Source organism: Corynebacterium glyciniphilum AJ 3170, assembly GCF_007673095.1.
Classification (GTDB): domain Bacteria; phylum Actinomycetota; class Actinomycetes; order Mycobacteriales; family Mycobacteriaceae; genus Corynebacterium.
Genome location: NZ_VDYZ01000023.1, coordinates 1 through 23737 on the forward strand (window position 1 = coordinate 1; position 23737 = coordinate 23737).

25 protein-coding genes and 1 tRNA gene are annotated in these 23737 nt (G+C 66.0%); 19 read left to right on the plus strand and 7 right to left on the minus strand.

Annotated elements, in window-relative coordinates:
- Window positions 1-402: 402 nt before the first annotated feature.
- From purS to FS507_RS15585, 5 genes are all read left to right on the plus strand, one after another.
- Window positions 403-666 carry a phosphoribosylformylglycinamidine synthase subunit PurS gene (purS, locus tag FS507_RS15565; RefSeq protein WP_145943691.1) on the plus strand — a complete coding sequence of 88 codons (264 nt, stop codon included), beginning with the start codon at window positions 403-405 and terminating at the stop codon, window positions 664-666.
- Window positions 663-1334, plus strand: a complete 672-nt coding sequence (gene purQ, locus FS507_RS15570) for a phosphoribosylformylglycinamidine synthase subunit PurQ (RefSeq protein ID WP_145943692.1) — start codon at window positions 663-665, stop codon at window positions 1332-1334. Before purS ends, purQ begins: the two co-directional genes overlap by 4 nt.
- 15 nt (window positions 1335-1349) lie before the next feature.
- On the plus strand, window positions 1350-3737 hold the full coding sequence (gene purL / locus FS507_RS15575) for a phosphoribosylformylglycinamidine synthase subunit PurL (protein WP_145943693.1): 2388 nt from the start codon (window positions 1350-1352) through the stop codon (window positions 3735-3737).
- Window positions 3738-3886: 149 nt separating this feature from the next.
- The gene (locus FS507_RS15580) at window positions 3887-4759 is read left to right on the plus strand and encodes a hypothetical protein (protein ID WP_145943694.1); all 873 of its coding nucleotides are present in this window, start codon (window positions 3887-3889) and stop codon (window positions 4757-4759) included.
- Window positions 4760-4799: 40 nt separating this feature from the next.
- Entirely contained in the window at window positions 4800-5651 is an 852-nt protein-coding gene (locus tag FS507_RS15585; RefSeq protein WP_145943695.1) for a hypothetical protein, read from the plus strand.
- On the opposite strand, the gene FS507_RS15590 is transcribed toward FS507_RS15585, so the two are convergent.
- Window positions 5652-6617 (minus strand): acyl-CoA thioesterase, encoded by a 966-nt coding sequence (locus FS507_RS15590; protein WP_083650474.1) that lies wholly within the window; start codon window positions 6615-6617, stop codon window positions 5652-5654. It abuts the gene before it with no gap.
- A 133-nt stretch (window positions 6618-6750) separates the two neighbouring features.
- On the opposite strand from FS507_RS15590, the gene FS507_RS15595 reads away from it, so the two are divergent.
- Both FS507_RS15595 and purM read left to right on the plus strand, forming a co-directional pair.
- Window positions 6751-7146 carry a sterol carrier family protein gene (locus FS507_RS15595; protein WP_145943696.1) on the plus strand — a complete coding sequence of 132 codons (396 nt, stop codon included), beginning with the start codon at window positions 6751-6753 and terminating at the stop codon, window positions 7144-7146.
- A 93-nt stretch (window positions 7147-7239) separates the two neighbouring features.
- Window positions 7240-8340 carry a phosphoribosylformylglycinamidine cyclo-ligase gene (gene purM, locus FS507_RS15600; protein ID WP_369803640.1) on the plus strand — a complete coding sequence of 367 codons (1101 nt, stop codon included), beginning with the start codon at window positions 7240-7242 and terminating at the stop codon, window positions 8338-8340.
- Window positions 8341-8538: 198 nt separating this feature from the next.
- Here the strand turns inward: purM and FS507_RS15605 are convergent, their stop codons facing one another.
- Together FS507_RS15605 and ygfZ are read right to left on the minus strand one after the other, a co-directional pair.
- On the minus strand, window positions 8539-8718 hold the full coding sequence (locus FS507_RS15605) for a DUF3073 domain-containing protein (RefSeq protein ID WP_038553056.1): 180 nt from the start codon (window positions 8716-8718) through the stop codon (window positions 8539-8541).
- Between the two features lie 165 nt (window positions 8719-8883).
- A complete protein-coding gene (ygfZ, locus tag FS507_RS15610) occupies window positions 8884-10122 on the minus strand; it encodes a CAF17-like 4Fe-4S cluster assembly/insertion protein YgfZ (protein ID WP_260853560.1) in 1239 nt (412 codons plus the stop codon).
- A gap of 60 nt (window positions 10123-10182) precedes the next feature.
- Between ygfZ and FS507_RS15615 the strand changes: the two genes are divergently transcribed.
- Complete coding sequence (locus FS507_RS15615) at window positions 10183-11079, plus strand: aminodeoxychorismate lyase (protein ID WP_145943699.1); 897 nt, start codon at window positions 10183-10185, stop codon at window positions 11077-11079.
- Between the two features lie 18 nt (window positions 11080-11097).
- On the opposite strand, the gene FS507_RS17705 is transcribed toward FS507_RS15615, so the two are convergent.
- Window positions 11098-11745, minus strand: a complete 648-nt coding sequence (locus FS507_RS17705; protein ID WP_186314726.1) for an FABP family protein — start codon at window positions 11743-11745, stop codon at window positions 11098-11100.
- Between the two features lie 30 nt (window positions 11746-11775).
- Window positions 11776-12630: an LmeA family phospholipid-binding protein gene (locus tag FS507_RS17710; RefSeq protein ID WP_260853561.1), complete on the minus strand. Its 855-nt coding sequence runs from the start codon at window positions 12628-12630 to the stop codon at window positions 11776-11778.
- Between the two features lie 176 nt (window positions 12631-12806).
- Between FS507_RS17710 and FS507_RS15625 the strand changes: the two genes are divergently transcribed.
- The 7 genes from FS507_RS15625 (at window position 12807) to FS507_RS15655 (ending at window position 19106) form a co-directional block, all read left to right on the plus strand.
- Window positions 12807-13487 carry a winged helix family transcriptional regulator gene (locus FS507_RS15625; protein ID WP_145943700.1) on the plus strand — a complete coding sequence of 227 codons (681 nt, stop codon included), beginning with the start codon at window positions 12807-12809 and terminating at the stop codon, window positions 13485-13487.
- An 11-nt stretch (window positions 13488-13498) separates the two neighbouring features.
- Entirely contained in the window at window positions 13499-14470 is a 972-nt protein-coding gene (mshD, locus tag FS507_RS15630; protein ID WP_145943701.1) for a mycothiol synthase, read from the plus strand.
- Between the two features lie 108 nt (window positions 14471-14578).
- Window positions 14579-15691, plus strand: a complete 1113-nt coding sequence (pstS, locus tag FS507_RS15635) for a phosphate ABC transporter substrate-binding protein PstS (protein WP_145943709.1) — start codon at window positions 14579-14581, stop codon at window positions 15689-15691.
- A gap of 1 nt (window position 15692) precedes the next feature.
- Entirely contained in the window at window positions 15693-16769 is a 1077-nt protein-coding gene (pstC, locus tag FS507_RS15640) for a phosphate ABC transporter permease subunit PstC (protein ID WP_145943702.1), read from the plus strand.
- Between the two features lie 15 nt (window positions 16770-16784).
- On the plus strand, window positions 16785-17735 hold the full coding sequence (pstA, locus tag FS507_RS15645) for a phosphate ABC transporter permease PstA (RefSeq protein ID WP_145943703.1): 951 nt from the start codon (window positions 16785-16787) through the stop codon (window positions 17733-17735).
- Between the two features lie 12 nt (window positions 17736-17747).
- Window positions 17748-18524, plus strand: coding sequence for a phosphate ABC transporter ATP-binding protein PstB (pstB, locus tag FS507_RS15650; RefSeq protein WP_145943704.1), 777 nt, complete (start codon window positions 17748-17750; stop codon window positions 18522-18524).
- A gap of 63 nt (window positions 18525-18587) precedes the next feature.
- Window positions 18588-19106, plus strand: a complete 519-nt coding sequence (locus tag FS507_RS15655) for a gluconokinase (RefSeq protein ID WP_075812329.1) — start codon at window positions 18588-18590, stop codon at window positions 19104-19106.
- Here the strand turns inward: FS507_RS15655 and phoU are convergent.
- Together phoU and dusB are read right to left on the minus strand one after the other, a co-directional pair.
- Window positions 19103-19840 carry a phosphate signaling complex protein PhoU gene (gene phoU, locus FS507_RS15660; protein ID WP_145943705.1) on the minus strand — a complete coding sequence of 246 codons (738 nt, stop codon included), beginning with the start codon at window positions 19838-19840 and terminating at the stop codon, window positions 19103-19105. The two genes, FS507_RS15655 and phoU, sit on opposite strands and share 4 nt — an antisense overlap.
- Window positions 19841-19905: 65 nt before the next feature.
- Entirely contained in the window at window positions 19906-21105 is a 1200-nt protein-coding gene (dusB, locus tag FS507_RS15665; protein ID WP_145943706.1) for a tRNA dihydrouridine synthase DusB, read from the minus strand.
- 220 nt (window positions 21106-21325) lie between these two features.
- Here dusB and FS507_RS15670 point away from each other — a divergent pair, with 220 nt between their 5' ends.
- From FS507_RS15670 to FS507_RS17715, 4 genes are all read left to right on the plus strand, one after another.
- Window positions 21326-22828, plus strand: a complete 1503-nt coding sequence (locus tag FS507_RS15670) for an acetyl-CoA hydrolase/transferase family protein (RefSeq protein WP_145943707.1) — start codon at window positions 21326-21328, stop codon at window positions 22826-22828.
- Window positions 22829-22877: 49 nt separating this feature from the next.
- Window positions 22878-22950, plus strand: a tRNA-Lys gene (locus FS507_RS15675).
- Between the two features lie 137 nt (window positions 22951-23087).
- A complete protein-coding gene (locus FS507_RS15680) occupies window positions 23088-23465 on the plus strand; it encodes a hypothetical protein (protein ID WP_145943708.1) in 378 nt (125 codons plus the stop codon).
- Window positions 23466-23535: 70 nt separating this feature from the next.
- Window positions 23536-23673, plus strand: coding sequence for a hypothetical protein (locus tag FS507_RS17715; protein ID WP_186314728.1), 138 nt, complete (start codon window positions 23536-23538; stop codon window positions 23671-23673).
- Window positions 23674-23737: the final 64 nt, after the last annotated feature.

Sequence of the window (23737 nt, forward strand, 5' to 3'; positions counted from 1 at the left end):
GGGTTCGGTGGTGTGGGTGCTGGTCATGGTGTCCCCTCCTTGGATACGAACACTGTATCGCACAGGGCGGACACCGGAACTGGAAACAGGAACTGAATAGAACAAATGTTCTATTGTGTCTTCTGTTCTGAACGCGTGCTCAGGTCTCCGCAGTTCAACCTGCGGAGACGGCATCCATGATCCGGATGGACCGGTTACGGTAAGGGGTGCAGGGGACTGTCACGGGGCGGGAGTGGCGGACATCGTCTTTCGTGCTCCCTTGTGGCCCGGCCGGACGATTACCGCGGGACTGCAGAGTCGAACGCAGCCCTGAGACCGTCGGTTCGCGATGTCCGTGCCACCCGGTATGGTTGTGCCTTGTTCCCCACCTACAGCTAACAGCAAGGAAACAAGAGGAAACTCGTGGCACGTGTCGTAGTCAATGTCATGCCCAAAGCCGAGATCCTGGATCCCCAGGGACAGGCCGTCGTCCGTGCGCTGGGGCGTATCGGCGTCTCCGGAGTCAACGATGTCCGTCAGGGCAAGCGGTTCGAGCTGGAGGTCGATGACTCCGTCTCTGCCGGGGACCTCGAGCGCGTCGCCTCGACGTTGCTCGCCAACACCGTGATCGAGGACTACGAGGTCGTGTCCGCCGAGATCGCCGGATCCGCCGGGGTCACCGAGTGACCGCGCGCATCGGTGTCATCACCTTTCCCGGGACGTTGGACGACGTTGACGCCGCACGCGCCGTCCGCATCGCCGGCGCCGAGGCCGTTGAGCTGTGGCACGCGGATGCAGACCTGAAAGAGGTTGACGCCGTCGTCGTCCCGGGAGGGTTCTCCTACGGGGACTACCTGCGCTCCGGGGCCATCGCTGCCCAGGCGCCCGTGGTGCACTCGGTGGTTGAGAAGGCGGCTGGGGGAATGCCGGTCCTCGGTATCTGCAACGGATTCCAGATCCTCACCGAATCAGGCCTGCTGCCCGGTGCGTTGACCCGTAACCAGGGACTTCACTTCCACTGCACCGATGCGGTACTGGAAGTCGTGAACGCGGAGACCGCGTGGACCAGCTCGTTGCAGGCGGGCCAGAAGATCCTCATCCCGTCCAAGCACGGTGAGGGACGCTTCCAGGCCTCGGCCGACACCGTCGCCGAGCTTGAGGCTGAGGGGCGTGTCGTCTTCCGCTACACCGACAACTACAACGGGTCGGTCAATGACATCGCCGGAATCAGCTCCGCCAACGGCCGGGTCGTGGGCCTGATGCCGCACCCGGAACACGCCGTCGAGACCCTGACCGGACCGTCGTTGGACGGTCTGCAGATGTTCCTGTCCGCCGTCGGTTCCGTGGCAGCCTGAGGAGATACAACAAATATGACTGACGAGAATCCCGTGAACGTCGTGAATGACACCGTCGCCCACGCGTCCGCCACCCCGGAACTCGACCAGCCGTGGGCCGAGCTGGGCCTGAAGCCCGACGAGTACCAGCGCATCCGTGACATCCTCGGCCGTCGTCCCACGGACGCCGAACTGGCGATGTACTCGGTGATGTGGTCGGAGCACTGCTCCTACAAGTCCTCCAAGGTGCACCTGCGGTACTTCGGTGAGACCACCACCGACGAGATGAAGTCCAAGATGCTCGCCGGTATCGGAGAGAACGCCGGCGTCATCGACATCGGGGACGGTAACGCCGTCACCTTCAAGGTGGAGTCCCACAACCACCCGTCCTACGTCGAGCCCTACCAGGGCGCGGCGACCGGTGTCGGCGGCATCGTCCGCGACATCATGGCCATGGGCGCACGCCCGGTTGCCGTGATGGACCAGCTGCGCTTCGGCGCCGCCGATGCCCCGGACACCCAGCGCGTGCTGCCCGGCGTGGTCGCCGGTGTCGGCGGGTACGGCAACAGTCTCGGCCTGCCGAATCTCGGCGGTGAGACCGTCTTCGACGAGTCTTACGCGGGTAACCCACTGGTCAACGCACTGTGCGTGGGTACCCTCAAGAGTGATGACCTCAAACTCGCGTTCGCCTCCGGCGTCGGTAACCGGGTGATCCTCTTCGGCTCCCGCACCGGGCTGGACGGCATCGGCGGCGTCTCCGTCCTCGCCTCCGACACCTTTGAGGAAGGTGCCGAGCGTAAACTCCCCGCTGTGCAGGTCGGTGACCCCTTCGCAGAGAAGGTGCTCATCGAGTGCTGCCTGGACCTGTACAACGCAGGAGTGGTTGTCGGTATCCAGGATCTCGGCGGTGCGGGCCTGTCCTGTGCCACCGCAGAACTCGCCGCCGCGGGTGACGGCGGAATGCACGTCAACCTGGACAAGGTGCACCTGCGTGCCGAAGGAATGACCGCTGCGGAGATCCTCTCCTCGGAGTCCCAGGAACGCATGATGGCCGTGGTCACCCCGGACAACGTCGACGCGTTCATGGCCATCTGCGACAAGTGGGAGGTCATCGCCTCCGACCTGGGTGAAGTCACCGACGGCGAGCACCTGGTCATCGAGCACCGCGGAGAGGTCGTGGTCGACGCCGACGCGGCCACCATGGCCGACGAAGGACCAGTGTACGAGCGTCCCGTCGCCCGTCCGGAGACCCAGGACGCCCTGAACGCCGAGCCCGGTCTCACCCGTCCGTCCACCGTCGAGGAGGTCCGTCAGACGATGCTCGACCTCGCGGCATCGCCCGCGTTGTGCTCGCGTGCGTTCATCACCGAGCAGTATGACCGCTACGTGCGTGGCAACACCGTCCTTGCGAAGGACGCGGATGCCGGCGTGCTGCGCATCGACGAGGAGACCGGCCGGGGTATCGCCGTGTCGACCGACGCCTCCGGGCGGTACACGAAGCTCGACCCGAACACCGGTGCCCGGCTGGCACTCGCGGAGGCCTACCGCAATGTGTCGGTGACCGGCGCGACTCCGGTGGCGGTGTCGAACTGCCTGAACTTCGGGTCCCCGGAGGACGCCGGCGTGATGTGGCAGTTCCGTGAGGCCGTCCATGGTCTCGCCGACGGGTGCGCGGAACTGGCTGTCCCGGTCACCGGCGGCAACGTCAGCTTCTACAACCAGACCGGTGCGGAGGCCATTCTGCCGACACCGGTGATCGCCGTCCTCGGCACCATTGACGACGTCGCAACCCGGATCCCGACGCGCCCCGAAGCAGGGGACCACGTGCTCCTGCTCGCCGGCGCGGAGACGGCCGATGAACTCGGCGGTTCCATCTGGCAGCAGGTCGCGCACTCCGCACTCGCGGGAATGCCCCCGGTAGTGGACCTGTCGGCAGAGCAGCGCCTCGGCGCCGCGCTCGGGGAACTGCGCGGTGTGGTCGCTTCGGCTCACGACCTGTCCGAGGGAGGTCTCTCGCAGGCTGTCGTGGAGTACGCCGTGCAGTCGGGGGCGTCGGTGTCCGTGGACCCCGTCGCTGCCCTGTCCGCGGAAGCCATATCCGGCGATGCTGTCGCCGACCTGTTCACCGGCCTTTTCTCGGAGACCGCTACACGTGTGCTCGTGGCCGTCGACGCCGCGGACCCGTCCGCCGTGGAGAAGGTCGAGGCCGTCTTCGCCGGTCATGGCGTCCCGGTGAGCCGCATCGGATCCGGTGTCTCAGCCGACGGGGACAACGGCGCTGGCTCGGCGGCCGCCGCGCAGATTGCCGTCACCACCGCCGATGCGGAGTTCACGCTGTCGGTCGCTGACGCCAGGCAGGCTTGGGAAGGGACACTGCCCTCCCTGTTCAGCCACGCGGTCGGGGCAAACTCCGTCGTGGAGTAACCCGGGGCGACGGTTCGCCAGGCTAGACGGCCCGTTGTGGGGAGATTTCCTCACAACGGGCCGTCTGATGCCTGAGACATTGGTAAGCTTCCTCTGACTTCAACGGATGCCTGTACGGCCTCCTACGTTTTCAAGAGGGAAGAATTCTCATGGCGCACTATGACATCTACCAGTCATTGGGACTGGACAGGAGTGCCCCCACCGGGGAGCTCGACCGGCAACTCGCCGACAGACTGGCAGCGGTACCGCAGGATGACGCTGCCACTGTCGACGAACTGACCACCGCCAGGGCCGTGGTGGGCAATGACACCCGACGCTCACTGTATGACCAGCGGCTCGACGACCCGGCCGCCGAAGACATCGACGTGGCGTCGCTGAAGGAGCTCGCTGCGCTTCAGGTCGACCGACACTCTGGGAGTGGACGACAGTTCCAGCAGCAGGCAGGGCAGTTCGCCCGGAGTGCCGGGGGTAAGGCGACCGTGGCAGGCAAGCAGGTCCAGGACTCCTTCCGGCAGTCGAAGGGGCTGGCGATCGGCATCACCGCTGTCGTGACCGCCGTGGTTGTGTTGCTGGTCGGATGGGGGATCGGCGCGCTGAGCGGTGGCAAAACCACTGATTTCTCTTCGCCCAAGAAGGTCGTCGACGAGATGCTCGAGCAGAACAGCGCAGACGGCCTGAGGGGCTGGTTGCAGGCCAACACAGTGCACGAGACCCGCGACGATGTGTTGTCCACCATGAATGTCTCCGATTCCGGATCTTCCAGCTTCAGCGGGATGGACTCGCACTTCAGCGGTTCCGGACTGCATGCGTCGACGGGACTGACCGTCGAGCAGTTGGCCATTTCTGCTGGAGAGTCACCGGAGGTCCTGTTTGAGGATGTCGAGGATGAGGGAATCAGCAAGGAGGAGGCGGAGTCGATTGTCGTCATCGGCATCCGGGACGACACCGACAACTACAAGGGGATCGTGACCCTGGTGGAACGTGACGGGGACTACCGCATCACCGACATCTCCCGGTACTAGACCGTCATCGAACCTGCAGATCACGAAGGAAAACACTCTCATGGCACATTTTGACCTCTACCAGTCCCTCGGGCTGTCCCGACAGGCCTCGTCCGCCGACCTTGCCGCCGAGATTGACGCTCGTCTCGCGAGGACAGCGTCCGAGGACGACTGGACGCGTGACCAACTGTCCACTGCCCGCGCAGTCCTCGGCAACGACACCAGGCGCTCGCTCTATGACCAGCGGCTCGACGATCCTTCCGCGCCAGATATAGACGTCGCCTCCCTTCGCGAGCTCGCTGTGCTCGACATCGGGGAGCAGCCCTCGCCCGCGGGTGCAGCGGCACCTGGTAGGGGCGCGCAGTTCCAGCAACAGGCCGGCGCCACCGCGCGGCAGGTCCAGGACTCCTTCACGCAGTCCAAGCTGCTCGCCATCGGCATCACCGCGGTGGTCACCGCCGTCATCGTCGGGCTGGCAGGGTGGGCGCTCGGTCTCTTCGGAGGGGGCGACGAATTGAAGGACGCGAAGAGCACCACCAATGAGATGCTCACGAAAGGCGACTCGGACGACCTGCGCTCCTGGATCCAGGAGAATTCCACCTACCAGGACCGGGACAGTGTCCTGTCGCAGCTGAAGCTCAGTGGGGACGGCTCCTTCAGCGGTATGGACTCACTGTTCGGCGGCAGCGATCTCACTGCCGGTGAGGCACTCGCGGGGGACCAGCTCAAGATGACCACGCTCGGGGACATCGACGAGTTCTACGAGATGCTCGACGATGAGGGCTACTCAAGAGAGGAAGTGGACAGTCTTGTTCGTGTCGGTGTCGTGGACGGCGATGACAGCTACAAGGGCTCCGTCCTGATGCTCGAACGCGACGGCGACTATCAGATCGTGGACGTCCAGGTTTTCTGACTAGTTCATCGGGTACTGGCTCTCGTCCCGCAGCGGCTCCACCAGCGGCATCGGCCGGTACTTGGTGCGCAGTTCGCGCAGCGTGGCAGCGTGCTGGGACAGCCGCTTGTCTTCCGGGGTGGTGGGCGTGAACTGCCGGGCGGCCAGCGGGTTGCCGTCGATGTCCGTCGAGATGTATGTCATCGACGCGTGGATGCCGACCGGCAGATTGCCGGTCCCCTCACGCGGGTCACCGGCGCGCAGGTGCACCGACACAGACATGCTGCGCACGTCGGTGCGGATCACCCGGGCCTCGACCTCGACGAGGTCGCCGATATGCACCGGGCGGTAGAAACGGAAGCCACCCGCGTAGACAGCCACGGTGCGCTCACCGGTCCACGCAGACGTGCAGGCGGACGCCGCTTCGTCGATCCACTCCATCGCGGTGCCGCCGTGGACGTTCCCACCCCAGTTGACGTCGGTGGGCTTGGCCATGAAGCGGTGGGTCATGCGGGGAGCGGTGGTTGCCGCCGGATCGGAGGAGTAGCTCTGCTTCAGCATCTCCTCTTCGATCGCCTTACGCAGCTGCACACGCGACAGGGCGGCCTGCTGGATCCGTACTCCAGCCTCGGTCTCAGGCTCGAAATGGGGGACCTGCATTGACTTACGGTTCTCGTCCATGGCCACGAAGATCACGAGGCAGTCGCAGGCACGGGTGAAGACACCTTCACGTGGATCCGCGGAGAGCACCTCGTTGACGATGTGCATGGAGGACCGACCTGTGTAGACGATGCGCGACCGGACCTCGACGATGTGGCCGGAAGGGATCGGACGGGTGAAGTGGATGTGGCCCACGTACGCCGTCACGCAGTACGCGCCGGACCAGCCGACAGCACAGGCATAGGCACCTTTGTCGATCCACTCCAGGACTCGGCCGCCGTGGACACCCCGGGCACCCTGCATCAGGACGTCGGTCGGCGCCGCCATGAACCGGAGTGTCGTCTCCGACTGCAGCGTCCGCCCCTGCTCGTCTGCGCCTGTTACTGCCACAATCTGCCTTTCGTCTCACTGATGATGTCCAATATCCTACAGTCCGGGCCATCCCCGTATCATCGAGGTCATGCCAGAGAGGTCGAGGAAGACGACAGACCCCGCCGCAGTGCGGACGGCGCTGCAGGACGTGTGGCCATGGGTCAAGGACCCTGAGAATGAGCCCCGACCGTCACGCAGTGCCGTCGCAGCTGCGGTGCGGCTCACGACCGCCCAGTTGGAGCAGGACGCCCCGGGGCACAGCGTCGAGGTGCGGGTGCCGCCCTTTGCCGCCGTCCAGTGCGTCGAAGGCTCGGTGCACCGACGGGGGACACCGCCGAACGTGGTCCAGTGCGATGCCCTGACGTGGCTGCGACTGGCCGGGGGAATCATCGACATCGACGGTGCCGTCGCCGCGGGTGCGGAGGTCTCAGGTGCACACGCCGGTGACGTATCGCACTGGATTCCCGTGGTCCGGGGTATCTGAGTAGGAGGATCGGACACCGCACCGGGTAGGCTGGGTTCGGCTAAATGCAGGAGGATCCTGCACGACAATCACCGCGAGTGAAGGCGTATTACTTTGACTGACCTGACCGATCCCCGCGACAACTCCGGCGGCGCCAGCTACGCTGCCGCCGGCGTGGACATCGAGGCCGGCGACCGTGCCGTCGAGATGTTCGCGCCCCTGGCCAAGAAAGCCACCCGGCCCGAGGTCCGGGGCGGGCTCGGTGGTTTCGCCGGCCTGTTCGCCCTCGGGGACTACGACAAGCCCCTCCTGGCCTCAGGTTCCGACGGCGTCGGGACGAAGCTCGCGGTGGCCCAGGCCATGAACAAACACGACACCATCGGCCGTGACCTGGTCGCCATGGTCGTCGACGATCTGGTGGTCTGCGGCGCTGAGCCGTTGTTCCTGCAGGACTACATCGCCATCGGCAAGGTCGTGCCGGAGCACGTCGCGGAGATCGTCTCCGGCATCGCCGCCGGCTGCATCGACGCAGGTTGCGCCCTCCTCGGTGGGGAGACCGCGGAGCACCCGGGGCTGATGGAGCCCGGCGAGTACGACGTCTCCGCGACCGCCGTCGGCGTCGTCGAGGAAGCCAAGTTGCTGGGACCCGACCGGGTGCGGCACGGTGACGTCGTCATCGGCATGGCCAGCTCCGGGCTCCACTCCAACGGGTACAGCCTCGCCCGCCACGTCCTCCTCGAGAAGGCCGGTCTGGAACTCGACGGTTACGTCTCCGACTTCGGGCGTACTCTCGGCGAGGAACTGCTGGAGCCGACGAAGATCTACGCCCTCGACTGCCTCGCCCTCGCAGCCGAGTGTGACGTCCACACCTATTCCCACGTCACCGGAGGTGGCCTGGCCGCCAACCTGGCCCGGGTCATTCCCGAGGGGCTCGTCGCCGAGCTCAACCGCGGCTCCTGGGAGCCCGCCCCGGTGTTCCGCACCATCGCCCAGCTGGGCAAGGTCTCGCAGGACGAGATGGAGAAGACCTTCAACATGGGCGTCGGCATGGTCGCCGTCGTCGGTGAGGACGATGCGGAGCGTGCACTCGCAATGCTCACCGCCCGCCACATCGACGCCTGGAACCTGGGTCATGTCCGGCTGGCGGCCGAGGACGGCTCGGAGAACGAGTCCGCTGCCCGCGCAGAACTGGTGGGGGAGTACCCGCGCACCTGACGTCGGCGGGGCCGGGGCGGTTTCCGGGTAGGGATGCGTTGAGTCACGTGACTCGGCGCATCCGTACCCGGAAACCGCCCTCTGTCCGTTGTCGGGGTACGCGAAAACCGGCGTCCGGGTCGGCCCACGTCGCTGATTCAACGGTATGGACCGGTACGGGCACCGGCGTTCACTGCATGAAGGGACGGAGAAAGGCCGTCAGCGGCCCTCGTCCTCCTCGGCACTCCAGTCGTCCCACTCCTCGTAGTCGTCCTCGGTGGAATGCCCACTCTCAGTGGACAGCTCACGCTGGAGACTCTCGAGATCCATGTCTGGAGAGCTGTACTTGAGCTGACGGGCAACCTTGGTTTGCTTTGCCTTGGCACGGCCGCGACCCATGGCCTGACCCCCTCGGGTTGTCAATGGAGCAGCCAGGGATTTGAGCTGCTCTCGCATCTTTCAGTGATTCTGTTCTGTCCCCACCATAGCGGGTGTAGGCGCACTTGTCAGAACCAGACCCGCCCCGAATCGCGTGTCATCACTGTATGCGCAGGTGAATGCCGGTCAGATTTTTCCCCTCAGTCTGTCCACCGCGGCGCGGCCCGGTCGGACGGTGTTGTCGACGACGACGTCGTCCGGGTCCACGGCGGCATCGACGCCGTCGACGGTCAACGGGGGTGTCTCGTGTCCGCCCGTCTCCCGGTCCGCCGCGAGCTTCTCGATGACCTGCCGTTTCACGAGGGCCAGCGCCACCGGACCGTCGTCAGCGTCCTGGACGGTGAGTCCGATCCGCCCGACGCTCCGTGTGCCCGCGAGCACTGCCGCACCGACCTCGGGCAGCGACTGGCCGGAGCCGTCCAGTTGCAGCACCACCAGCTGTCTTGGGGGGCGTCCCAGATTGTGGACGCGGGAGACCGTCTCCTGGCCCCGGTAGCATCCCTTGTTCAGGTGCACTGCCGACGCGGTCGGGCCGTCGTCCGCACGCGCCAGTTGCGTGGCGCCGTGTGCGCTCGGGGTGTCGCCACCGATGAAGCCGGGCACCTCGTGCGGTATCACCCGCTCGTCGGTGTCGATGCCGAGCAGCGGCCGGCGGTCACGGATCCGCAATGCGTCCGCGGCCCAGCCTCCGACGGGCTGGGCCCCGGCCGAGACCAGGGCGTCCCAGCAGCCTGCCAGCCCGGCGGTGTCGACCCATACATCGGTCACCGGGTGCCCGCCGAGGGTGCGGGTCGTCCAGTACCGGACGGAGTCCGCCGGGCCCCCGGATAATCCGGACAGCCCGGAAACCCCTTCGGGAACACCTGTGCCGGCGTCAGCCGCGGGCGATGCGTCCGGGTTGACCACGCTGATGAGCGACAACTCCGGCGTCGACACCTCGACCTGCGACCAGAACACCATCCTGGACAGGAAATCGGCCAGCGCAGTGGCATCCGAGTCCCCCGGAGCGTCCAACAGGAACGTGCCGTCGGCCACGGCGGAGATCCCGAAAGCATGCTCGACACGTCCCTGGATGTCGAGGATCAGGCCGTGGGTCGACGAACCGACCGTCATGGCGTCGACCTTCTGGGAGATGAGGTCGTTCAGCCACGTGGCGGCGTCCGGCCCCGTCACCGTGATCGCCGTGTGTGACCACCCGTCAGTGACCCCGGTGCCACCCTCGTCCACGAGCGACTGCTCGATGAGCGGCCGTCCGTAGTGCCTCGCCGTGGCAACCAGGAGTCCCTGGTGCCCCTCGAAGCCTGAACCATCTTCCGTGCTTGCCCCTGGAACATGGTCAACCAGGGGGCTGTGCGTCTGACTCACACCATCCACCCTAGTACCGATCGGTCCCCGTGTCAGGGGCGAACCCCTACACTGGTCGCCATGAGTGCCGCGAACACCGCCGAGAACCCCCGTGACATCGCCGTCGACGTCCGCCCCGCAGAGGACCTGCCGCCGGAGGTCATCGACGCGACTGTGCCCGTCATGTACATCGACGACCTGGCGGCCCGACGCGGCGACGGCATCTTCGAGACCATGATGGTGCGGGCCGGACGCGTCCGGAATCTCGACCTCCACCGGGACCGTTTCGTCCGGGGCGCGTCGCTGCTTGACCTGCCGGCTCCGGACGTCGACCGGTGGGTGCAGGCCACCGACATGGCGTTGTCCGCGTGGGAGGATCTCGGTGGCGGGGAGGCGGCCCTGCGGTGGATGTACTCGAGGGGGCGTGAGTCGACCGGCAGAGTGACCGGGTGGGTAACGGTCAGCGCCGAGTCGCCCTCCGCGGTGCGCCAGCGCGAGCAGGGGGTGCGGGTCATGACCGCACACCGGGGTTTCAGTCTCAGCATCTCCGACGACTCACCCTGGGCGTTGGTGGGGGCGAAGACGTTGTCCTACGCGATGAACATGGCAGCTCTCCGCCATACCGCCTCACAGGGGTTGGACGACGTCATCTTCATCGGTGACGACGACCGCGTCCTGGAGGGCCCCACCTCCACGGTGGTCGCGGTGACCGGCAGGACGATGGTCACTCCGAGTCAGCAGGCGGGCGTCCTCCCCGGCACCACCCAGGCGGCGTTGTTCGCACTGGCACGCCGGAACGGATGGGAGACGGAGCAGCGACCGTTGACGGTGGCGGACCTGAGGGCCGCCGACGGCGTGTGGCTGGTGTCCTCGGTGCGTATCCACGCCAGGGTCACCGAGCTGGACGGAGCGGAGCTGTCCCGGCCCGCGGTCGCCGACGAGGTCGAGGCGATGGCCGTCGAGGCAGCCACTGCCTGAGCTGGGAAAGCCGGACGGCTACCCGATGACGCGGGACAGTTCGGCGGACATCCAGGGGGCCAGGTCCCCGCTGCCGCCGTCCGCCGCGTTCGCCATGCGCTCATCGACCCAGCCGAGGTTGTTGTTCGGCATCAGGCCGTAGAGACGCTTACCGGGGCCGAAGGCACGCGGGCCGGTCTCGGACGCCAGCGTCGAGGCGCTCTCGAGCTCCCAGGCACGTTCGTTGCGCGGGCGGCCGTACATGACCTCCACGACACCTGTGCTGTGCACGGCGAGGAACTCGATGTCGTCGTTCTCGCTGATGCGGAGGAAACCGGTCTCCCGGACGTCCTGGCCGGTGGCCTCGCCCTTGTCGTCGAGGCGCCAGATCCGCGAGTTGTAGCTGATGTAATTCTCGCCGTCGTGGGCGAAGACGATCTGCTGGCCGAACGCGTACTCGTCGGAGCCTCCGACGGGGGAGGCGTGGCCTTCGCCCCGCCACACGCCGACGAGCGGCAGCAGCGCCAGGAGCCCGTCGTGCAGGTTCGGCCCCTGACGGAGGTTGGCGGTGTCCTCGGCGACGGGGAGGTCACCGATGGTGGGGATGTTGCGCCCGGCGGTCTGCTTGGCCTGCTCTTCCGCGCGGGCGACGGCCTCGTTACCTGAAATGGGGTTGTCGCTAGTCATGTCTGACAGCGTACCGGGTCGTCCCGGGGATCAGAGTCCCGCCTGCTCGTCCTCGTTCAGCGGGCCCGACTGCGGCGCCAGGTCCGCCACGCTGACGCGTGTGTAGTTCTGTTCTGCCTCGATGAACAATGTTCCGCCGGCGGTGTACACACGTCGCGGGGGGCTGCGGAACGGCAGGTTCTCGCCGGGAAGCTCCAGCGTGAAGGCGTCCAGGACCCGCTCGGTGACGTCGTGGGCTAGGTCATCGGGGGAGGTGGAGTTCGGGGTGTCGGTGATCTCCGTCGGTGTCAGGTAGACGTCGCCCTGCCACACACGCAGACGGACCGCGACCTCGTAGCGTCCGGAGTCCTCGTCCGGCAGGCCGTCGGGAGAGCCGGAGAGGTAGGCCTCGGTCTCCCAGCCGCCGGTCGGGGAGGAGTCGTCCTGGGACGCCAGCCCGAGGTCGTCGATGCCCATACGGTCGCCGAGCTCGACGGTGTCCATCTGGATGCGGGTGAAGACCTCGCGCGCCGGGGCGTCGGTGAAGTCCCCTGACAACACGGCGTCCTTGCCCAGCGTGATCTTCGTGGCGGAGGAGGACACCGTCACCCGTCCGAATCCCGGGATCTCCACGTCCGTGGACTCCACCTGGATCGACGGCACCTCGTGGGTGAAGACGGCGGCGAGGTAGGGAAGCCCGGTCACCTGGACGTGGGGAGGTGTGGCCAGGTGTGACTCCCGGAAGATCCGGTCCGAGATCTTCTTCTCCACCCGCGCGGCCACCAGGCTGTCCGCCACCACGGCGACTCCGAGAGTCGCCGCGAGCACGGCGACCACGATCAGGACGACGGTCGTCACCGTCCGTCGGGGGCGGCGTCCTGTGCTCTGGCGGGTGGTCTCGGTCACCGCCCCAGCATACAAAGCGGTGGGGGCTGCGCCGAATGAGTGCATTGTTACGTCTTCGTTTCGATGCTGTTGCAGCGGTCGGTCGCCGGGATTGTGCAGGTCCGGCCGGTGTAAAGTGGTGACGGTGCCGGAGCGGAGCGTTCCCGGCGAGACACACCGAAGGAAGGACGACGGCCGTGAAACTGACCGTGCTCTCTGACAAAGATGAGGTCTCAGAGGTGCTTCCGTCGCTGGCCCTGCTGTCCCATGAGGTGGTGCTCCTCCCGCCGGTGCCGGGATCCGTCAAGGAGATCGGCGGCGCCGAGGTCGTGATGATCGACGTCACCGGAAGCAACCTCCTGGGCGCCAGGGACCTCTGCAGGTCGGTCGCTGCCGCATATCCGACGTTGCCGGTGTCCGTCGCCATCGAGGAAACCAGTGTCATCGCGTTGGACGGGTCGTGGGCGGTGGACGACTTCCTTCTCCCCTCGGCAACCCCGACGGAGGTCGACGCACGCCTGCGCATGTTGATGACGCGGCGCCCCGTCCCCGTCGAGGAGGCCGAGGACAGCCAGGTCGCCACCATCGGCGGTCTGATCGTCGACGAGGTCACCTATGTCGCACGTGTCGAAGGCCGCCCACTGGACCTGACCTACAAGGAGTTCGAGCTGCTGTACTTCCTGGTCAAGCATGCGGGGCGGGTCTTCAGCCGTGAGCAGCTCCTGCAGGACGTGTGGGGCTACGACTATTTCGGAGGGACCCGCACCGTCGACGTGCACGTGCGTCGACTTCGGGCGAAGCTCGGTCACGAGTACGAGAAGGTCATCGCCACGGTGCGTAATGTGGGGTACAAAGCTGTGGAACTCGACGCCCCCTGAGGAGACCCGCGATGAACGCGAAGAACAAGCCGCTGAACCCTGTGCACCGGGAGTTCTTCCCCGGTGATGCCGCGCGGGACCACGGGACCGCCGAACAGATCCGGAGCCTTCTCTCCGCCGTCGAAGAGGCGGACGGGGTGCCGGCCTACAGCGAGGCGTTCCTGCGCAGTATCGAGGTGGGCGAGGACGGCTACCGTCATCTGACCGCCGAGGTCGACGGACAACTCGTCGGGGTGGTGTCGGTGAACCCGTCCTATGTCGCCGAACTGGCCGTCCACCCGGATGCCCGTCGCCGTGGAGTGGCGACCGGGATGCTGCGGGAGATAGGCCGTCACCTGGATGTCGAGCGCCAGCTCAGCGTCTGGTCGCACGGCGATCTGGAGTCGGCGAGGAACTTCGCCGACGGCCGCCGCGCGAGGACCGTGCGGGAACTGCTGAAGATGTCGGTCGACTGCACTGACGCCGACCGCCGGGCCACCCTGCTCGCCGGACGGGACGAGGCGAAAGCCACCGTGGAGCGCGAGGGGCTGACCGTCCTGGACTACCCCGCGGCGTGCGAGGCCTTCGGGGTGGAGCACGTCGACACCGAATGGCTCCGGGTGAACAACGAGGCGTTCGCATGGCACCCGGAACAGGGTGGCTGGGACCTCGGGAAGCTGGAGGAGGCACGCAGCACGGACTGGTTCGACCCGAACGGTGTGATCTTCCTCTTCGACGACCGTGAGTGCCTGGGTTTCCACTGGACGAAACGTCCAGGGGGCGACCCGCACGGGGAGGTGTACGTGGTGTGCCTGGCTGACGCCGCACGCGGCCGCGGCCTGGGTGGACCGGTCACCCTGCTCGGAATCGGGTACCTGCTCGACGGTGGTGCGGACGCAGTGGACCTCTACGTGGAGGGTGACAACGTCCCGGCGGTGGCCACCTACCGGCGTCTCGGGTTCGACGTCGTGCACCGGGACGTGGTCTACCGGGGCCTGATCTGAGTATTCATCTTCCGTTCACCTTCACGGTGTCTGACGTCCACCAAGGGGCGTTAACGTACGGTGCGTCGTCAACCCACAACGCATGTGTAAGGACTACCCACTGTGAAGATCTCGACCACCCGCCGCCGCACGCTGACCACCGCGGCAGCGACCGTCGCCGCCGGCTCTCTCGTCCTCACCGGTTGCTCGAACTCGAACTCCGGTGACAGCGAGGGGAGTACCGCCTCGGAGAGCTCCTATGAACTCTCCGATACCCAGGGTGAACTCCGCGGTGAGGGCGCCAGCTCCCAGCAGAAGGCGATGGAGCAGTTCGGTGTCTCCTACTCGTCCTCCGTCCCCGGCGCCGTCCTGGCCTACAACGCGACCGGTTCCGGTGCCGGTCAGAAGCAGTTCATCGCCGACCAGGTCGACTTCGGCGGATCGGATTCACCCCTCGACGAGGAACAGGCCGCGGCGGCTGCGAAGCGCTGCGGGGACAATCCCGCCTGGCACCTCCCCATGGTCGTCGGACCTGTCGCGGTGGCCTTCCACCTCGACGGCGTCGATGACCTCAACCTCTCCGTCGACACGGTCGCCAAGATCTTCAAGGGCGACATCCGCAACTGGAACGATGAGGCCATCGCCGCGGAGAACGAGGGCGTGGCTCTGCCCGACATGCCCATCGACGTCCTCTACCGGGCCGAGGAGTCGGGCACCTCCGACAACTTCCAGTCCTTCCTGAAGACCGCCACCGACGGCCTGTGGGAGGACGAGGGCAAGACCTTCCCCACCCGCGTCGGCTCCGGTGCACAGGGCTCCTCGGGTGTCGCCGACCAGGTCAAGGCCACCAACGGCTCCATCACCTATGTGGAGTCCGGCTTCGCGACGGCCAATGACCTCGGCATCGCCAATCTTGACTTCGGTGCGGGCCCGACCGAGCTGAACGCCGAGACCGTCAACAAGGCGCTGGACCAGGTCGCCTTCTCCGGCGAGGGCAACGACCTCGTCGTCGACTCCGAGGCGCTCTTCGGCATGAAGGAGGAAGGCGCCTACCCGCTGGCGCTGACGACCTACGAGATCGTCTGCTCGGCCGGCTACGACGAAGAGACCGGTGCCCGCGTCAAGGACTTCCTGCACACCATTCTCGACAACCAGAACGACCAGCTGGAAGAGGCGGGCTACATCCCGCTGAGCGGCTCGTTCAAGGAGAAGCTCGAGACCGCCGTGGACGCACTCCAGTAGTATGACCAACTCACACCCGGGGACGGAGTCGGGAACGGACACCGGCACCCCACAGGACGGACGTCAGGACCGGGAGTCTGCAGGGACAACCGTGGTCGGTGACACCGGCACCGGTAGTGCCGCAGGAGCGGTGAAACGCACCGGCGACCGGGTCTTCGAGTCCCTGTCCACCGGTGCGGCCGTGTTGATCACGGTCATCATCGGCGCCATCGGGCTGTTCCTGCTTCTCCAGGCCATCCCGGCGTTGTCGCGGGAGCGCGACGGGCTGTTCAGCTTCTTCACCTACGGTGACCGGTGGGACCTGAACTACAGCTCCAACGACGGCGGCTGGATGCAGTTCGGTGTCCCGAACATGTTCTTCACGACCGTGATGGTCTCCGTACTGGCACTCGTCATCGCGATGCCCGTCGCACTCGGCGTCGCCGTCTTCCTGTCGAACTACTGCCCGAAGCGTGCGGTGCGCCCCCTGGGCTTCGTCATCGACCTTCTGGCGGCGGTGCCGTCGATCGTCTTCGGCATCTGGGGCATGCAGGTCCTCGGGCCGGCCCTCGGCGGATTCTACGAGTGGCTCGTCGGCTGGGCCGGCGGCTTCATCCTCTTCGACTGGGAACAGGGGACGTCCCCGGCGTTCTCCACCAGCCGCAACATCTTCACCGGTGGCGTGGTGCTGGCGATCATGATCCTGCCGATCATCGCCGCGACCGCCCGCGAGGTCTTCGTCCAGACGCCCCGTGGACAGGTCGAGGCCGCGCTCGCTCTCGGAGCGACCCGGTGGGAAGTCGTGCGGATGACGGTACTGCCGTTCGGCAAGTCCGGTTACATCTCCGGCGCGATGCTGGGGCTCGGCAGGGCGTTGGGGGAGACGATGGCGCTCTACATGGTCATCGCCTCGGCACCAGGTTTCCGCGGTTCGTTGATGGACGGTGGAACGACCTTCGCCACCGCCATCGCCAACGCCGCGCCAGAATTCAACGACGACCTCAAGGCGGGCGCCTACATCGCCGCCGGACTGGTGCTGTTCGTGTTGACCTTCCTGGTCAATGCCGCTGCCAGATCCCTGGTCAACAACAGGAAGTAGTGGAGGACGACAGCGATGGCAACGTCTGCAACCAGCGGACCCACCGGGCCCACTGATCTCGACAACCGTCCGCACTCCGCACTCGCGCCGAGCGGTTTCAGCGACATCTCCACCGGACGCAAAGCCCGCAACGCCATGGCCACCGCGGTCATCTACGCGACCATGGGACTGGCGATCCTCCCGCTGGTGTGGGTGCTCTTCGTCCTGGTGCAGCGGGGTGTCCCCGCCTTGCTCAGCGTCGACTGGTGGGTCTTCGACATGTTCGGGCAGCTCTCGAACATCGCCGGTGGCGGCATCGTGCATGCCGTCATCGGAACGCTCACCCAGGTGGCCGTCACCACCGTCATCTCCGTGCCTGTCGGTATCTTCACCGCCGTCTACCTCGTGGAGTACTCCCGGGGCGGGTGGCTGGGGCGCATGACCACGTTCATGGTCGACATCCTCACCGGCGTGCCCTCCATCGTGGCGGCCCTGTTCGTCTACGCCATGTGGATCACCATGTTCGGTTTCGAGCGCTCCGGGTTCGCCGTCTCCCTGTCACTGGTGCTGTTGATGGTGCCGGTGATCGTCCGTAACACCGAGGAGATGCTGCGCATCGTCCCGATGGACCTGCGTGAGGCGGCCTACGCCCTGGGGGTGCCGAAGTGGAAGACGATCGTACGTATCGTGCTGCCCACCGCGCTGTCCGGCATCGTCACCGGTGTGATGCTCGCCGTCGCACGCGTGATGGGGGAGTCCGCCCCGGTGCTGATCCTGGTCGGGGCCACACCGGTGATCAACTGGAACGTCTTCGACGGCAACCAGAGCTCCCTGCCGCTGTTCATGCTGGAGATGTACAAGCTCCAGGCCAGTGACGAGGTGCTGTCCCGACTCTGGGGGGCGGCACTCACCCTGGTGATCCTCATCGGTGCACTGAACATCGGCGCCCGGATCATCTCCAACAAGTTCTCGATCAAGTCCAGTTAAGGAAACTGTCCCATGGCGAAACGCCTCGATCTCCACGACGTGAACATCTACTACGGCGACTTCCATGCGGTGAAGGACGTCAACCTGGAGGTGCCGCCCCGTTCGGTGACGGCGTTCATCGGGCCGTCCGGCTGCGGTAAATCCACCGTCCTGCGCACCCTGAACCGGATGCACGAGGTGATTCCCGGCGCCTACGTGGAGGGGGACATTCTGCTCGACGGGGAGAACATCTACGGTCGCAGCATTGACCCGGTCGCAGTGCGCAACACGATCGGCATGGTCTTCCAGAAGGCGAACCCGTTCCCCACGATGTCCATCGAGGAGAACGTGATCGCCGGACTGAAGCTCTCGGGGGAGAAGAACAAGAAGAAGCTGCGTGAGGTCGCCGAGCGCTCCCTGCGGTCGGCGAATCTGTGGGAGGAGGTCAAGGACCGGCTCGACAAGCCGGGGGGCGGCCTCTCGGGCGGTCAGCAGCAGCGCCTGTGCATCGCCCGTGCCATCGCGGTGGAACCCGAGGTCCTGCTGATGGACGAGCCGTGTTCGGCGCTGGACCCGATCTCCACCCTGGCCGTGGAGGATCTCATCCACGAGCTGAAGGAGGAGTTCACCATCGTGATCGTCACCCACAACATGCAGCAGGCTGCGCGGGTCTCCGACCAGACCGCGTTCTACTCGCTGGAGGCCACCGGCAAGCCGGGGACCCTGGTGGAGGTCGGCCCGACGAAGAAGATCTTCGAGAGCCCCGACCGTAGAGAGACCGAGGACTACATCTCAGGACGCTTCGGCTAGACCTTCTCCACCCCCGTCGGCAGTTCTGTGCCAGAGTGGGGGCACAGTGGAAAGGAGTCGGTGATGGCACCGGTACATATCGTCCTGATGGGGGTGAGCGGCAGCGGTAAAGCGCCGCTCGCCGCAGAACTGCAGAAGCGCACCGGTTTCACCGCGGCCACTGCGGTGGACCTGCAGCCCGATGACGTCCGTCGGAAGATGCAGGAGGGTGGTTTCCTCACGCCGGAGGAACGGCTGCCGTGGGCCTACGCCATCCGCGACTGGCTGACCGAGCAGGCGGAGCAGGGGAACTCGACGGTCGTGGTGAGCCTGGGGTTGGGGCGCCGTGCGCGGGACATCTTCCGTGAAGCAGAAGGTTTCGTGTTCTTCGTGCACGTGCACGGCACCGCCGACGTCATCCGGGAGCGGTCGTTGAAGCGTACCGGGGCCTATCCGGAGGAGGACGTCCTGCAGGCGCAGTACGCCGAACTGGAACGTCTCCGGGCCGATGAACCGGGGGTGCGGGTGGATGCGGCGCAGCCCCCGGAGGTGCTGGCTGACGCTGCGCTGGCGGCGCTGTCCGTGGCCAGTCGGGCGGACTAGAACGAGTCCGAGCCGTAGCGGCGACGGATCTCGTCGAACTGCTCGCGCATCGTCTCCTGCTGCTCTTCGGAGCGGCGTGACAGTTCGTACTCCTGGGGGCGCTTCCCGGTCGCCAGGTAGACCACGCGGGTCCCGATGTTCACCGCGTGGTCCGAGTAGCGCTCGAAGAACCGGGAGAGCAGCGTCACGTCCACCGCCGCGGAGACAGGGTAGGGCCATTCCTTCTTGCCGGTGATGTGGAACATGTGCTCGTGGAGGTCGTCGACCGCATCGTCGTCGAGAGCCAGTTCCATCGCCTTTTCGGGGTCGTAGGTCACGAGCACGTCGTGCAACTTCTCCCCGATGCCGTCGACCAGCCGGGCCATCTCACGGAAGTAGGGCTGCGTGATCTCCGGTACCGCGGACTCGGGGTGCCTGCGGCGGGCCGTACGGGCGATGTGGACCGCGAGGGTCGCCATACGGGCGAGATCCTCCACGATGTAGGTACCGGAGACGACCTGCCGCAGGTCGCGGGCGACGGGGCCCTCCAACGCCAGCAGTTCGAAGGACCGTGTCTCAGCACTCTGGCGGAGTTCCTCGATCGACGTGACCGACGTGAGGACCTGCTCAGCGGTGTCGATGTCCTGGTTGAACAGGGCGTCACACGCCTGCGACATCATCTGCCGGACCTGGTCGGCCATGACAGCGAGCTCATGGGCGAAGATCCGCATCTGTTCCTGATACACGGTACGCATGGCGCCAGTGTACGGGCGGGACGCCTATTTCGCTCGGTGAACACCGGGTACTTTTGCCCGGGCCATTAACCGCCGTTGGTGGCTGCTCCGTCGGCCTCGGGATCTTCCGGAACCGCACTGCTCAGGTCCTCGGGGTCATCGAGCCAGCCGTCCGGCAGTGCGACCTTGCCGGGCGACCCCTGGCGACCGCGGGCACCGTCGGCGTCGACGGCCCTGGCGTCCGAATCCCACATCGGGTCGAGGACCGTGCGCAGCGTCTCCAGGTCGGTGATCTGGGAGAGCTGCCGACGGACGTCGCCGCCGGCAGGGAAGCCGCGCATGTACCAGGCCATGTGCTTGCGCATCTCACGTACCCCGTACTTCTCGCCCTCGTGGGCGGACAGGAGTTCGGCGTGCCGCATGATGATGCGGCAGACATCGGCGAGGGTCGGCTCCTCAGGGACCGGGAGTCCGCAGAGGTTGGCGGAGAGCTCCGCGAACAGCCAGGGGCGGCCCAGGCACCCCCGGCCGACGACGACTCCGTCACATCCGGTCCGGGCCATCATCGTCGCTGCGTCGGACGCCTTGAAGATGTCGCCGTTGCCCAGCACGGGGACTCCGGTGCCGTCCATGTGGTCCACCAGCCGGGCGATCTGCTCCCAGTCAGCGGTGCCCGAGTACCGCTGCGCGGCGGTACGGCCGTGACATGCGACAGCTGCCGCGCCTTCGTCCGCGGCGATACGTCCGGCGTCCAGGTGGGTGTGGTGGTCGTCGTCGATACCGACACGGAACTTCACCGTCACCGGTATCTCGGGGTGCCCGGCGTCCGACACGGCCCTGACGGCCGCCCGCACGATGGACGCGTAGAGCCGCCGCTTGAACGGAAGTGCGGAGCCGCCGCCGCGCCGGGTGACCTTGGGTACCGGGCAGCCGAAGTTCATGTCGATGTGGTCGGCGAGGTCCTCCTCGGCGATCATCCGCGCCGCACGGTAGGTGTACTCCGGGTCGGTCGTGTAGAGCTGCAGACTACGGGGATCCTCGTCCGCGGCGAAGGTGGTCATGTGCATCGTCTTCGGATTGCGCTCCACCAGTGCGCGCGCGGTGACCATCTCACAGACGTAGAGCCCGGCGACACTTCCCATGCGTTCGCGTTCCTGTTCGCGGCACAGCGTCCGGAAGGCGACGTTCGTCACCCCTGCCATCGGTGCCAGGACGACGGGGGAGTCGAGGTCGAAGCGGCCGATGGAGAGTGCGGGTGCAGGTGCGGTGGTCGTTGGGGTGCTCACCCCCTGATTCTCACACCAGGGCGGGGGAGGTGCAAAGCGATGTGATCTGGAGGGCTATTACACTCGGGAGTGTGTGGTCACACCCGCACAGTCCTGTGAACTGCCGTCGTTCAGCACTGGTGTGCTATCAATGGTGGCAGAGGTCACGTTTGCTACAGAAACAAATTGTGATATTTGCAGAGATAATTCCGATTACAACGGGACAAATTGAGGAGAAAGAGTGTCTGATCGCATCGCACACAGCGGACTGAAGTCGAAGGTCATGACGGCGCAGGAGGCTGCGGAGTTCGTCAACAACGGTGACAAGGTGGGCACCTCCGGATTCACCGGAGCGGGTTACCCCAAGGCCCTCCCCACCGCCATCGCCGAGCGCGCCAAGGCGGCCCACGACCGCGGCGACGACTTCCAGATCGAGCTGTTCACCGGCGCCTCGACCGCCGTCGACTGTGACGGTGTCCTCGCCGAGGCCAACGCCATCAGTTTCCGCACCCCCTACAACTCCGATCCGGTCCTGCGCGGGCAGATCAACGCCGGTGAGGCGAAGTACTGGGACATCCACCTCTCCCACCTCGGTAAGCAGGTGCAGGAGGGCTTCTTCGGCAAGTTCGACGTCGCCATCATCGAGGCTGTCGCCATCCGGGAGGACGGCACGGTCGTCCCGTCCTCGGCCGTGGGCAACAACATCGAGTACATCGACGCCGCGGACAAGGTGATCATCGAGATCAACGAGTGGCAGTCGCGCGACCTCGAGGGCATGCACGACATCTACCGCATCGAGCCTGCCGGGCAGCGTACCCCCATCGGCATCACCGCCCCGGGTGACCGCATCGGCGGCACGGCCCTCGAGTTCGACACCAGCAAGGTCGTCGCCGTCGTCGAGACTGACCGTCCTGACCGCAACGCACCGTTCACCCCGGCGGACGAGACCTCGAAGAAGATCGCCGGCTACTTCCTGGACTTCCTGGAGGGCGAGGTCCGTGCCGGACGCCTGGCGTACGACCGCTACATCATGCAGTCCGGTGTGGGCAATGTGCCCAACGCCGTGATGGCCGGGCTCCTGGACTCGAAGTTCGAGAACATCACCGCCTACACCGAGGTGATCCAGGACGGCATGGTCGACCTGATCGACGCCGGCAAGATGACCGTCGCCTCGGCGACGTCCTTCTCGCTGTCCCCGGAGTACGCGGAGAAGATGAACTCGGAGGCGGCGCGTTACCGAGAGAACATCATCCTGCGCCCGCAGCAGGTCTCCAACCACCCTGAGGTCATCCGTCGACTCGGGCTGATCGCCACCAACGGCATGATCGAGGCCGACATCTACGGCAACATCAACTCCACCAACGTGTCCGGTTCGCGCGTGATGAACGGCATCGGCGGCTCGGGTGACTTCACCCGTAATGCGCAGGTCTCCTCGTTCATCAGCCCGTCGATCGCCAAGGGCGGCGACATCTCCGCCATCGTGCCTTTCGCCTCCCACATCGACCACCACGAGCACGACGCCATGGTGATCATCACGGAGAACGGATTCGCCGACCTGCGCGGCCTGGCACCGCGGGACCGTGTGAAGAAGATGATCGGCATCGCCCACGACTCCTACAAGCCGCTGCTGGAGGAGTACGTCGAGGCTGCGTCCAAGAGCAAGTTCCAGCAGACCCCGCACGACCTGTCGAAGGCCTTCGAGTTCCACACCCGGTTCCTGGAGACCGGTTCGATGCAGAAGTAGTGCATGCACTAGACTGAACGACGCACCTCGCCCTGCGGGGTGCGTTTGCGGGCCTTTAGCTCAGTTGGTAGAGCTACGGACTTTTAATCCGCAGGTCGTGGGTTCGAGCCCCACAGGGCCCACCGCTTTCCCCCTTGTTTGCGCTGGTCAAAGTACATAACCGACTAGCTATGAAACCGGGTCCGTGCAACTAACGTGCAATATGAGGTCACCCTTACTGCGCCTGTGCGGTCCCGGTTTTGCAGAACAGGCAGCCACCATGACACCGACTCACGGCGAACTTCGCCAGGTGCTCGACATCGTCCGTCGGAGCATCAACCCCGCAACCGTCGCCGCACTCTATGACCGTGCCCCTGCCCTCGGCTCCGCGCCGTGGGCGGTCGCAACCGCCGCATCGGACATGCAGGACGCCATGTACCGCCTCGCCGGGGCGCTCGATGACTGCACGGAGGATGACGACGCAGCCTCCGCCCCCAAGCCGTGGGACGACCCCACCACGGACCTCGTGGAGGAGCTGGAAGACCTGCTCTACAACCACACTCGGTGGCAGCTACACGCTGACGACATTTCAGAGCGGTTAGAGTCCATCCGAGTCCTCGTGTCGCACCTGACCGGGGTGGAGGTGAAGGCACGATGAACACCACTAGCGCCCTCGACGGCCTCATGCCCCACGTCGAAGCCATCCTCGCTGCACTGACCCCGACGTAGTGCGCGGCCTATTCGACCGCTGTGCCCATGACGGCGTTGGTTCTGCCCTCTGGATGACCGCCATATCCGCAGAAGACCTCCGGGACGCAGCGGCGACGTTCGTCACCGAGTCGCACAACCAGCAGCTCGACACCTAGATGTACTTCCCGGGGAGGTTGTGAACACTCCGTCGGGGGATGACGCATAAGGAAGACCTCCGGT